The sequence below is a fragment of the Baekduia sp. genome (genome assembly GCF_035996765.1).
Classification (GTDB): Bacteria; Actinomycetota; Thermoleophilia; order Solirubrobacterales; family Solirubrobacteraceae; genus Baekduia.
This window is the reverse complement of sequence record NZ_DASYJG010000002.1, coordinates 61,871-72,748: the sequence shown is the minus strand read 5'-3', so window position 1 is coordinate 72,748 and position 10,878 is coordinate 61,871. Positions and strand designations below refer to the sequence as shown.

Genomic DNA, 10,878 nt, shown 5'->3' with positions numbered 1-10,878 from the left:
CGACGAGCCCGAGAACCGGGCCGCGATCGACGCCTCGCTGCGCGACATCTACGCCGCGATGGGCGTCACCACGAATCCGATCCCCGTCAAGGCGGCGCTCGAGCTGGCCGGCCATCCGGTCGGCGGCCTGCGCCTGCCGCTGGTCGAGGCCGATGAGGACGAGCGCGCACAGATCCGCGCGGTCCTCGAGCGCCACGGCCTGCTGGCTTCTGCCGGGGCTCCCTAGGAGAACATGGACAACAGCAAGCTTCGAGTCCTCCCGCTGGGCGGGCTGGGCGAGATTGGCAAGAACATGACCGTCGTCGAGTACGACGGCGCGATCGTCATCGTCGACACGGGACTGCGGTTCCCGACCGCCGAGCAGGTCGGCATCGACCTGGTGCTCCCCGACTTCACCTACCTCCGCGAGCGCGCCGAGGACATCGAGGGCATCGTCATCACCCACGGCCACGAGGACCACCTCGGCGCGTTGCCGTGGATCCTGCGTGAGCTCGGGACCGACATCCCCGTCTTCGGTGGGCCGTTGACGATGGCGATGGCACGCTCCAAGCTCGACGAGCACCGGCTCAAGGAGACCGATCTCAACGACGTCAAGCCGGGCGAGACGATCGAGCTCGGGCCGTTTGACATCGAGCTGATCCACCTCACGCACTCGATCCCGGACATGATGGCCGTCGCGCTGACGACCGATCTCGGGACGATGCTCATCACGGGCGACTACAAGTTCGACCAGACCCCGGTCGACGGCGATCCGGCCGACGTCAGCCGCCTGGCCGAGCTGGGCCGCGAAGGGCTGCTGCTGCTGTGCGGCGACTCGACCAATGCCGACCGCCCGGGCTTCTCGCCCAGCGAGTCGGTCGCCGGGCCGAACCTCTCGGCGCTCTTCGGGCGTTGCGAGGGGCGCATCGTCGTCACCTGCTTTGCCTCGAACATCCACCGCGTCCAGCAGGTCGTCGACGCGGCGGCCGAGCACGGGCGCAAGGTCGTCCTGGTCGGTCGGTCGATGCGCAAGAACATCAACATCGGACGGATGCTCGGGCACATCACGGTGGCCGACGGCAGCTTCGTGCAGCCGCGCGAGGCGTCGAGCTTTCCCGACCACAAGCTCGTCATCGTCTCGACCGGCAGCCAGGGCGAGCCGTTGAGCGCGCTGCGCCGCATGGCCCACCGCGACCATCCGCAGGTCGAGCTGCACAAGGGCGACACGGTGGTCTTCGCGGCCACCCCGATCCCGGGCAACGAGCGGGCGGTCAACGAGACGATCGATCGGCTTTACCACATCGGCTGTGACGTGGTGACGCCCAAGGACACGCCGATCCACGCCTCCGGCCACGGCTACCAGGAGGAGATCAAGCTGATGCTCAACCTGACCAAGCCGAAGTACGTGATGCCGTTCCACGGCGACCACAAGCGCATCCACCTGCACGGTGAGCTGGCCAAGTCGGTCGGCGTCCCGGAAGAGAACATCTTCAAGGGCGAGAACGGCCTGCCGCTGGAGCTCGACAAGGACGGCGCGCGCTTCGGCAAGCGCGAGCGCGCGGGCATGATCTACGTCGATGGCGTCGACATCGGCGACCCGACCGACGTCGCGCTGCGTGACCGCCGGATGCTCAGCGCCGACGGCATCTTCGTCGTCGTCGCGACGATCGCCGAGCAGGACGGCAGCTCGGTCGCCGAGCCGGAGATCATCTTCCGCGGCGTGCCGTACTCCGAGGACGCCGAGGGCCTCTTGGGCGACATCCGCGAGTTCGTCAACGGCTCGCTGGCGCGTGCGGCAGGGGAGGAGATCCGCGAGATCGACCTCCTGCAGCAGAAGCTCCACGACGACCTGGCGGCGTTCGTCTACGACCGGCTCAAGCGGCGCCCGATGGTGCTGCCGGTCGTTGTAGAGGTCTGAGCGCTTAGACGCGGACGCGCACCGTGTGGAGGTCGCCGTCGGTTGACGGCGCCTCCGCGCGGCTCGCCGGCAGCGTCACGACGAAGCGCGCGCCGCCTTCGGGCGGGGACTCCAGCACGACGTCGCCGCCGTGCGATTGGGCGACCGCCCGCACGATCGACAGGCCGAGGCCGACCGAGCCGCCACGGTCGCCCTCGGCGCGGACGAAGCGGTCGAAGATCTCGGAGCGCAGCGCCGGCGCCACGCCCGGGCCGTCGTCGGCAACCGTCAGCCGCACGTGCTCGGCATCGCTGGTCACGGAGGCGTGCACGCGCGTTCCGGCCGGCGTGTGCTGGAAGGCGTTCTGGATCAGGTTGAGCGCGAGCCGGTGCAGCTCGTCGGCCGCACCGTTGACGATCGCGGGGTGGGCGTCCACGCTCAGCACGTGGTCGCCGGCGACCGGGCCGAGCTCGGCGGCGACGTCGATCAGCACCCGGCCGAGGTCGGTCGGGGCGTGGGGGACCTCGCGGTTGGCGTCGGCACGGGCCAGCAGCAGCAGGTCGCCCACGAGCCGACGCATGCGCTGGGTCGAACGCAGCGCCGAGCGCGCCGCCTCACCGCGCTCGCCGTCAAGGACCTCAGCCAGCAGCTCGAGGTTGGCCAGCACGCTGGTCAGCGGCGTGCGCAGCTCGTGGCTGGCGTCGGCGACGAACTGCCGCTGGCGCGCGAGGGCGGCCTCGCGCTCGGCCCGCGAGGACTCCAGCGCCTGGAGCATGTCGTCCAATGTTCGGGCGAGCTCGGCGACCTCGTCCTCGGTGTCGGGGATCGGCACGCGCCGGCTCGGGTCGCGCGTGGCGGCGATGTCGCGGGCCGTGGACGTCAGCCTGGTGAGCGGGGCCAGCGCGCGGCGCGACAGCGCGAGGGCGAGGGCCAGCGCCAGGCCCGAGCCGAACAGCACGCCGAAGATCAGGAACACGCGCACGCGGTGGACGCTGGCCTCGACGGGGGCGGTACGGCGCGCGTACTGCACGAGCACGGGAATCCCGAGCTGCGAGTTGCTGATCGCCAGCGTCGTCGCGCGCGTCTCGACGCGGTAGCCGCCGACCTCGCCGGTGCGCCCCGCGGCCAGGCCGAGCCTGCCGAAGTCCGGCGCGCGCTCGGTCGACGCGATCTCGACGCCGTTCTTGAACAGGACGCGGATCACGGCCTGGTTGGGCGCCGCGTAGGTCCGGACCAGCGACTCCGGGATCGTCGCCTTGTCGTTGTCGTACTTGATCGGCAGGCGGTTGCTGAGCAGGTTGTTGACCGCCGTCGACATCTCGTTGCGGAAGTCGCTGCGGATGCGCGACGCGGTGAGCTGCCCGATCACGAGCGCGAACCCGCACAGCACCAAGAACGTCAGTCCGGCGGCCAGTGCTGCCAGCCGCCAGCGCAGCGTCATCGAGTGCAGCAGGGCGCTCATGCCCGCAGCACGTACCCCGCGCCGCGGATCGTGTGCAGCAGGCGCGCCTCACCGCCACCTTCCAGCTTGCGCCGCAGGTTGGAGACGAAGACCTCGATCGTGTTGGTGGTCGCGAACGGGTCATAGCCCCAGACGTCCTCCAGCAGCCGCTGGCGGGGGACGACGATGCGCTCGTTGCGCATCAGGTACTCCAGCAGCTCGAACTCACGCTGGGTCAGCTCGACGACGCGCTCGCCGCGGCGGACCTCGTGGGTGTCGGGGTTCAAGGACAGGTCGGCGACGACCAGCGACGCGCTGCCACGCGGCGGCCGGCGGCGCAGCAGGGCGCGTAGGCGTGCCAGCAGCTCCTGGCGTTCGAACGGCTTGACGAGGTAGTCGTCGGCGCCCGCGTCGAGGCCCTCGACCCGGGCCTCGAGCGCGTCGCGCGCCGTGAGCATCAGGATCGGCACGTCGTCGGCGGCGCGCAGGCGGCGCGCGACGTCCATGCCATCGATCTTGGGGAGCCCGAGGTCCAGGACCACGAGATCGGGCACGAAGTCGTTGGCCGCGCCCAACGCCGCCTCGCCGTCGCCGGCGATCCGCGTCTCGTAGCCCTCCAGGCGCAGCGACCGCTGCAGCACCTGTGCAATGTCGTCGTCGTCCTCCACGATGAGGACGCGTGCCTGCCGCTCATGGCCGTCGATCACAGATGCATGGTAAAGCCGGCCATCAAGCCAGGATCAAGGGCGGCCCGCGCACGCGCGGTCGGCGCTCCGGCAGGGACGGGCACCAGCGTGTCGAAGGTGAGGGTCCGAGCCATGGCCACGACCCGTACTCCCGCCCCGCGCAAGCGCAAGCCGGCGCCCAAGTCCAAGACCACGACCTCCGCATCGTCTGCGGCCGCGCGCAAGCGCAAGCCGCCGGCGCGCGGCAAGGGTGCGGCGCGCACGCGCGCCAAGCGCTCGTCGGCGACCTGGGCGCCGCGCATTCCCATCATCGAGCAGCGCCATCTCGACCTCTTCGGGCTGGCGCTCGTGGCGTGCGGCGTGTTCCTGGTCTTCCCGCTTTATCTCGGCTGGGATGGCGGGCAGGCCGGCGACGGCGTGGTCGACGGGCTCGCGCTGGCCGTGGGCCAGCTGCGCTACGTCGCCCCGGTCGGCGTCCTGGCCGCGGGCGCGGTCATCGTCATGCGCCCGGTGCTGCCGTCGGTGCGGCCGTTCAAGTCGGGCGGCCTCTGCTTCGTGCTCGCGCTGGCGCTGATGTTCGCCGCCGGCACGCTGGGTCTCGGGCCCGACACGGTCCGTCATGGCTTCTGGGATGCCGACTTCCTGCGCGATCGCGGCGGCTACCTCGGCGAGGCGTTGTTCTATGTGTCGAGCAACCTGATCGGGTCGATCGGCACGCACATCCTCGCGCTCTTCCTCTTCCTGGCCGGGCTGTTGCTGCTGACCGGCGCTTCTGTGGCCGGGGTGCTGAAGGCGACCGGCGGCACAGTCGCCGAGTCCACGCGCGTGCTGCGCAGCGCGACCGCGACGGCGCGGGTGGGTGGGACGGAGTCGGCGAGCCCACGGGGCGCCGCGGCCACGGTTGCCGGCGCGACCAAGGACGGACGGCCGCGCGTGAAGGTCCCAGAGACCGACGACGACATGGTGGTCAAGGCCACGCACGTCGAGGCACCGTCGCTGGACGGCGTCGAGCGCTACCCCGACCTCTTCGGCGACGACGAGCCGGCGGGCGCGCTGCCCGACGAGGAGCCGCGGATCCGCCGGCGCAAGAAGGCGGCTGAGCCGGTCGTGCCGGAACCGCTCGACGACGACCTCACCGTCGAGCGCACGCCGCAGTCCGCGGCCGAGGACGCCAATGACGCCGCGGTCGAGGACGCCGTGATGGCGACCGACGAGCTGCCGGACCTCCAGCAGGACTTCGACCCCGACGACGACGGCGAGCCAAAGCAACTCGAGTTGCCGGCCGCTCGTGGCGAGGACGATGCCGAGGAGATCGACTACATCATCCCGGACCCCCGCGTCCTCAAGCGCTCCACCGGCGACCAGATCCGCCCCGACACCAGCGGCAACGAGAAGATCGCTGCGTCGCTGGTCGAGGCGCTGAGCCACTTCAACGTGGAGGCCAAGGTCGTCGGCACGGTCAGCGGCCCACACATCACGCGCTACGAGCTGCGCCTCGCGCCCGGCGTGAAGATGAGCAAGGTCGCCCAGCTCAAGGACGATCTGGCCTATGCGCTGGCCGCAACCGAGATCCGCATCCTCGCGCCGATCCCGGGCAAGCAGGCCGTCGGCATCGAGGTCCCCAATCGCGACCGCCGCACCGTCCACCTCGGCGACGTCTTCCGCGCGCGGCCCGAGGGCTACTCGCCGCTGACCGTCTGGCTGGGCAAGGACGTCTCGGGCAAAGCCATTGGCGCCGATCTGGCCAAGATGCCGCACATCCTCGTCGCTGGTACCACGGGCGCGGGCAAGTCGGCGTGCATCAACGCGATGTTGTCGTCGATCTTGCTGAACGCCACGCCCGACGAGGCGCGGCTGGTCCTGGTCGACCCCAAGCAGGTCGAGCTCAACCACTACGAGGACGTCCCGCACCTGCTGACGCCGGTGATCACCTCGCCGCGGCAGGCCGCCAACGCGCTCCAGAACCTCGTGCGCGAGATGGAGTGGCGCTACGGGATCATGGCCATGAAGCGCACGCGCTCGCTGGTCGAGCTCAACCGCGTGCGTGAGGAGGAGGGCGAGAAGCGGCTGCCCTACATCCTCTGCGTCATCGACGAGCTCGCCGACCTGATGATGGTCGCGCCCGGCGACGTCGAGGACTCGATCATCCGGATCGCGCAGAAGGCGCGCGCGGTCGGCATCCACCTCGTGCTCGCCACGCAGTCGCCACGCGTCGACGTCATCACGGGCATGATCAAGGCTAACGTGCCGTCGCGGATCGCGTTTGCGGTGAGCTCGCAGACCGACTCGCGCGTGATCCTCGACCAGAACGGCGCCGAGTCGCTGCTGGGCATGGGCGACATGCTCTTCTCGCCGGTCGGCTCCTCGAAGCTGCAGCGCATCCAGGGCGCCTACATCGACGAGGCGCAGGTCGCGCAGATCACCGAGTTCTGGGCGCGCCAGGGCGAGCCCGAACTGCGCGCCGACCTGCTGGAGGAAGTCGAGCCGGAGGCCGCCGAGGGCGGTCGCGATGAGGCCGACGGCAAGGATCCCGATGAGGATCCGCTGCTCGCCGACGCGATCGAGCTGGTCGTCGAGATGGGCACCGCGTCGACCTCGATGCTGCAGCGGCGCATGCGCCTGGGCTACACGCGCGCGGGGAGGATGATGGACATGCTCGAGCGGCGTGGCGTCATCTCCGGCTACGAGGGCTCCAAGCCGCGCCAGGTGCTGATCACGGGGCAGGACCTGCCGCGGATGCTCGCGGCCTTGGCAGAGAAGGGCGACATCGCCACGCCGACGAGCGCCGATGCGCCAGAGCTGCCACCGCCCCGGGCGGGTGGGTCCGAGTCTGGTGGGTCCGAGTCTGGCGAAGATCCGCTGGACCCAGGCGACGACCAGCCCGCTCAGTAGCTCCATAGACTGCGGCCCCAAGCCATGCCGGAGATCGGGGCCACCCTCCGCGAGGCGCGCATGCGCGCCCGCATCGACATCTCGGAGATCGAAGCCGAGACGAAGATCCGTGCCAAGTACCTGCGGGCGCTGGAGAACGAGGAGTGGGGGCTGCTGCCCGGTCCCGCCTACGTCCGCTCGTTCCTGCGGACCTACGCCGAGGCGCTCGACCTCGACGCCAAGCTGCTCCTGGAGGAGTACAAACTCCGCCACGAGCGACCGTCCGACCACGACCTCATGCCGATCGGCGCGCCGCGGCGCCGTGGCGGGCGGGGCGGCCGTGGCGGTGGGCCGATGCGTCCCCAGCGTGAGCCGCGCAGGATCCCGGTCGGCCTGGTGGTCGGCGTGATCGTGGCCCTGCTCATCGGCGTGCTGTACCTGCTGGGCAAGGGCAATAACGACAGCGGCGATGGTGGTGGGCCGTCGGCGGCCAACACGACAACCAGCCGGACCACGACGACGCCCGTGCCGGCGCGTACGACGGCGACCTCATCGGCGGCGCAGCGCAAGGCCTCCAAGAAGAAGGCGTCGGCCGCCTCCAGGCTGGTGCGCCTCCAAGTCGTCCCAACGGGCCCCGGCCCGGTCTTCGCCTGCCTGGTCGACGCGGGCGGCGCGGCGCGGATCCCGGGGCTGTCGCTCCAGCAGGGCGGGACGGCGGGCCCTTACCGGTCCAAGAGCTTCAAGCTCCTGCTGGGCAACGGCAACGCGCGGCTGCGCGTCAACGGCAAGGTGCGCGACGTGCCGGACGCCAGCCCGGTCGCGTTCCGGATCAGCAAGGGCTCGTTCAAACGCGTCGACCCGGGCGCCGTCCCGAACTGCTCCTGATGGCGGCGCGCGCGGGCATCGTGGTCACGGGCACCGAGGTGCTCACCGGGCGCGTCGTGGACCGCAACGGTCCGTGGCTGGCCGAGCGCCTGCGCGAGCTCGGGGTCGACGTCGCCCACAACATCATCGTCGGCGACCGTCCCGACGACGTGCGCGACGCGCTGGGTTGGCTGGCGAGCGCGGGCGTCGACCTGATCATCACCTCCGGCGGCCTGGGGCCGACCGAGGACGACCTGACCGCGGCGGTCGTGGGCGAGTTCCAGCAACGCCCGCTGGCGCTGGACGAGGACTTGGAGGGGCGGATCTGGAAGATCTTGGAGGCCTTGACGATCCGCTGGCCGGACCTCGACGAGGAGGCGATCCGGCGCTCGAACCGCAAGCAGGCGCTGGTGCCTGCGGGCGCGACGGTGCTCGAGCCGGTCGGGACGGCACCGGGGCTGATCGTGCCGCCGCGGGAAGTCGGCCCGCCCACCCCCGGCCGGCCCACGCCGACGATCGTCGTGTTGCCCGGGCCGCCACGTGAGCTGCAGCCGATGTGGCGCACGGCGATCGAGCTGGACGCCTTCCGCGCGGCGATCGGCGGCGCGACCGTCTACCGCCAGCACATGCTGCGGCTGTTCGGAATCCCGGAGTCCGAGATCGCCAACACCATGCTGCAGGCGCGCGCGGCGGGGATCGACCTCGATGCGCTGGAGATCACGACCTGCCTGCGGCGCGGCGAGGTCGAGGTCGTCACGCGCTATGAGCCGCCGCAGCAGGACGTCTATGACGCGTTTGCGGCGCTCGTGGCCGAGAAGCACCCGCGTGAGCTGTTCTCCGACGACGGGACGTCGGTCGACGAGCAGGTCGCGGGGCTGCTGAGAGCATCTGAGCGGACGATCGCCACCGCTGAGTCCTGCACCGGCGGGCTGCTCGCCGGGCGGCTGACCGATCTGGCCGGTTCGTCGGACTACGTTTTGGGTGGCGTGGTCGTGTACTCGGACGCGGCGAAGGTCGCGCTGGCCGGCGTCGATGAGGGGTTGATCGAGCGGACGGGGGCCGTGTCGGTCGAAGTCGCCGAGGCGCTGGCCGACGGGGCGCGCGCTGCGTTGGGCGCCGATGTCGGGGTCGGCATCACCGGCATCGCAGGACCGGGGGGTGGGACCGAGGACAAGCCCGTGGGCACCGTCTGCTTCTCGGTGAGCGCAGGACACGGTTCCCACCCACCCAATCGACTGACCCGGCGCCTCGTCCTACCCGGCGGTCGCTTCGACGTCCGCGACCGCTCGACAACGGTGGCCATGCACATGATCCGGCGCGTCTTGCGAGGCGAGACCGGGGGCTGAGCGGTGCCCGCGCGCCTCTTCGTCGCGCTGGAGCTCGGCGGCGAGGACCGTCGCGCGCTGGTGGCCTGGGCACGTGAGGCGGTGGCCGCCGATCGGGCGCTGCGGATCGTCGCGGCCGAGCAGGTCCACCTGACGCTCGCCTTCCTCGGCCATCGGCCACTGGAGGACGTCGGGCCGCTGAGCGTGGTGGTGGAGGAATTGGCGGGCTGGCCGCTGCCGGCGCTGTCGACCGGTGCTGCGCTGTGGCTCGCACCGCGCCGGCCGCACGTGCTGACGGTGGCGGTCGCCGATGAGACCGGCGCGCTGGCGGCGCTGCACGCCACGCTCTGGGACGCGCTGGAGGAACTGGGGTTCGAGCGCGAGGAACGGCGCTTTCGGCCGCACCTGACCGTCGCGCGCGTGCGCCGCGGGTGGACGCCGTCGACCGCGGCGCTGCCGCCGACGCCGGTGCTGGAGCTCGACGTCCGCGGCGTGGCGTTGATGCGGTCCTGGCTGGGGGAGGGCCCACCGCGCTACGAGGCGCTGACGCGTGCGGAATTCGGCTCAGAATTGTGACCGCGCGGGCGTCCTTCGGCACACGAACGCACGTACGCTTCTGCTCACCGAAGTTCCGTCCGACGCGACCCGCACACTGGTTCGCTCTTCCGCGTTCGTAGAGAGGTTTCACCCGCATGCCCGCCACCGATGAGAAGGCCATCAAGGCCCGCGACACCGCCCTTGCCACCACCCTGACCCAGATCGAGCGGGAGTTCGGCAAGGGCTCGGTCATGCGCATGGGCGACCCGGGCGCGCAGGTCAAGGTCAACGCGATCCCGACGGGCGCGCTGTCGCTGGATCTGGCGCTCGGCATCGGCGGCATGCCCCGCGGCCGCATCGTCGAGCTCTTCGGCCCGGAGTCCTCGGGCAAGACGACGCTCGTCTACCACGTGCTCGCCGAGGCCCAGCGCCTGGGCGGCGTCTGCGCGTTCATCGACGCCGAGCACGCCATGGACCCGCTGTACGCGCAGGAGATCGGCGTCAACATCGACAACCTGCTCGTGTCGCAGCCCGACTACGGCGAGCAGGCGCTGGAGATCTGCGACATGCTGGTCCGTTCCGGCGCGGTGGACGTCGTGGCCATCGACTCGGTGGCAGCGCTCACGCCGCGCGCAGAGCTCGAGGGGCAAATGGGCGACCAGACCGTCGGCCTGCAGGCGCGGATGATGAGCCAGGCGATGCGCAAGCTCGCCGGCAACCTGAACCGCACCCAGACCCTCTGCCTCTTCACGAACCAGATCCGCGAGAAGATCGGGGTCATGTTCGGCTCGCCCGAGACGCAGCCGGGCGGTCGCGCGCTGAAGTTCTACTCGTCGCAGCGCCTGGACATCCGGCGCATCGAGACGCTGAAGGACGGCACCGAGGCCGTCGGCAACCGCGTCCGTGTCAAGGTGGTCAAGAACAAGGTCGCCGCGCCGTTCCGCCAGGCCGAGTTCGACATCGAGTTCGGCAAGGGCGTCTCCAGCTCGGGCTGCATCCTCGACCTCGGGATCGAGCACAACATCGTCTCGAAGTCCGGCTCGTTCTTCTCCTACGACGGCGACCGCCTCGGCCAGGGGCGCAACAACGCCAAGGGCTTCCTCGACGAGCATCCCGAGATCGCGCGCGAGATCGAGGACAAGGTCTACCGCGCCCTCGACATCGACCGCGACCTCGTCGCGCCGATCGACCGCGACGAGGTGCCCGAGGGCGTCGATCCGGCGACGGGCGAGATCACGGCTGAGCGGACGACGGCGGCGGCCACGGCGTAACGGTGGA

General features: G+C 70.9%; 9 protein-coding genes. 7 read left to right on the top strand and 2 right to left on the bottom strand.

Features of this window, described 5'->3' with window-relative positions:
- Positions 1 to 226, top strand: a 226-nt coding sequence (locus tag VGO10_RS00660; protein WP_327464150.1) for a dihydrodipicolinate synthase family protein, incomplete at its 5' end; no start/stop codon positions are given.
- Positions 227 to 232: 6 nt separating this feature from the next.
- Positions 233 to 1,897 carry a ribonuclease J gene (locus VGO10_RS00655; RefSeq protein WP_327464149.1) on the top strand — a complete coding sequence of 555 codons (1,665 nt, stop codon included), beginning with the start codon at positions 233 to 235 and terminating at the stop codon, positions 1,895 to 1,897.
- Positions 1,898 to 1,901: 4 nt separating this feature from the next.
- Here VGO10_RS00655 and VGO10_RS00650 read toward each other — a convergent pair whose 3' ends face one another.
- Together VGO10_RS00650 and VGO10_RS00645 are read right to left on the bottom strand one after the other, a co-directional pair.
- A complete protein-coding gene (locus VGO10_RS00650) occupies positions 1,902 to 3,338 on the bottom strand; it encodes a HAMP domain-containing sensor histidine kinase (protein ID WP_327464148.1) in 1,437 nt (478 codons plus the stop codon).
- Positions 3,335 to 4,024, bottom strand: a complete 690-nt coding sequence (locus VGO10_RS00645) for a response regulator transcription factor (RefSeq protein WP_327464147.1) — start codon at positions 4,022 to 4,024, stop codon at positions 3,335 to 3,337. The genes VGO10_RS00650 and VGO10_RS00645 overlap by 4 nt, the downstream gene beginning before the upstream one ends.
- A 111-nt stretch (positions 4,025 to 4,135) precedes the next feature.
- On the opposite strand from VGO10_RS00645, the gene VGO10_RS00640 reads away from it, so the two are divergent.
- The 5 genes from VGO10_RS00640 to recA all read left to right on the top strand — a co-directional run bounded on the left by VGO10_RS00640 (position 4,136) and on the right by recA (position 10,871).
- Positions 4,136 to 6,895: a DNA translocase FtsK gene (locus VGO10_RS00640; RefSeq protein WP_327464146.1), complete on the top strand. Its 2,760-nt coding sequence runs from the start codon at positions 4,136 to 4,138 to the stop codon at positions 6,893 to 6,895.
- Between the two features lie 24 nt (positions 6,896 to 6,919).
- Complete coding sequence (locus VGO10_RS00635; protein WP_327464145.1) at positions 6,920 to 7,759, top strand: helix-turn-helix domain-containing protein; 840 nt, start codon at positions 6,920 to 6,922, stop codon at positions 7,757 to 7,759.
- Positions 7,759 to 9,084, top strand: a complete 1,326-nt coding sequence (locus tag VGO10_RS00630) for a competence/damage-inducible protein A (protein WP_327464144.1) — start codon at positions 7,759 to 7,761, stop codon at positions 9,082 to 9,084. The genes VGO10_RS00635 and VGO10_RS00630 overlap by 1 nt, the downstream gene beginning before the upstream one ends.
- Positions 9,085 to 9,087: 3 nt before the next feature.
- Positions 9,088 to 9,639 (top strand): RNA 2',3'-cyclic phosphodiesterase, encoded by a 552-nt coding sequence (gene thpR, locus VGO10_RS00625; RefSeq protein ID WP_327464143.1) that lies wholly within the window; start codon positions 9,088 to 9,090, stop codon positions 9,637 to 9,639.
- 116 nt (positions 9,640 to 9,755) lie between these two features.
- Positions 9,756 to 10,871 (top strand): recombinase RecA, encoded by a 1,116-nt coding sequence (gene recA / locus VGO10_RS00620; RefSeq protein ID WP_327464142.1) that lies wholly within the window; start codon positions 9,756 to 9,758, stop codon positions 10,869 to 10,871.
- Positions 10,872 to 10,878: the final 7 nt, after the last annotated feature.

Excerpts from the sequence above, each read along its gene's own strand:
- VGO10_RS00655 (WP_327464149.1), top strand. The coding sequence starts at position 233 with ATGGACAACAGCAAGCTTCGAGTCCTCCCGCTGGGCGGGCTGGGCGAG.
- VGO10_RS00650 (WP_327464148.1), bottom strand. The coding sequence starts at position 3,338 with ATGAGCGCCCTGCTGCACTCGATGACGCTGCGCTGGCGGCTGGCAGCA.
- VGO10_RS00640 (WP_327464146.1), top strand. The coding sequence starts at position 4,136 with ATGGCCACGACCCGTACTCCCGCCCCGCGCAAGCGCAAGCCGGCGCCC.
- VGO10_RS00635 (WP_327464145.1), top strand. The coding sequence starts at position 6,920 with ATGCCGGAGATCGGGGCCACCCTCCGCGAGGCGCGCATGCGCGCCCGC.
- VGO10_RS00630 (WP_327464144.1), top strand. The coding sequence starts at position 7,759 with ATGGCGGCGCGCGCGGGCATCGTGGTCACGGGCACCGAGGTGCTCACC.
- recA (WP_327464142.1), top strand. The coding sequence starts at position 9,756 with ATGCCCGCCACCGATGAGAAGGCCATCAAGGCCCGCGACACCGCCCTT.